Annotated in this window: 1 pseudogene; it reads right to left on the bottom strand. The window is 64.5% G+C overall.

Features of this window, described 5'->3' with window-relative positions:
* Positions 1-512, bottom strand: a pseudogene (locus ADK52_RS09125) (hypothetical protein); the annotation flags it as partial.

Genomic DNA, 512 nt, shown 5'->3' with positions numbered 1-512 from the left:
GGCACCATTGCTCACCCAGTCATTCGCAACACTGCCGTTGGCATCGATGAAGAAGATGTGGTCACCGGCCGCATTGAACGCCAGCGGCGAATCCCCACGGGCCTTACCGCCCAGACCCGACGGCCCCTGCCAAGCACCGTTGCTCACCCAGTCGTTCACCACATTGCCGTCGGTGTCCACGAAGGCCACCAGCGTGCCGGCCGCGTTGGTCGCGATCGGCGAACCGGGCCGGGCCTTGCCACCGATCGCCGACGGACCCTGCCAAGCACCGTTACTCACCCAGTCGTTCATCACATTGCCGTCGGCATCGATGAAGAACGCGTGATCGGCACCCGCATTCAAAACCACCGGCGAATCCGCCCGAGCCTTACCACCGATCCCCGACGGACCCTGCCAGGCACCGTTACTCACCCAGTCATTCGCAACACTCCCACCGCCATCCACAAACGCCACATGCGTCGCACCCGCATCCATCGACACCGGCGACGTCGCAGCAGAAGCCGAACCGGCGA

Source organism: Streptomyces sp. WM6372, assembly GCF_001279655.1.
Lineage (GTDB): Bacteria > Actinomycetota > Actinomycetes > Streptomycetales > Streptomycetaceae > Streptomyces.
This window is presented reverse-complemented; position numbering and strand designations above follow the sequence as displayed.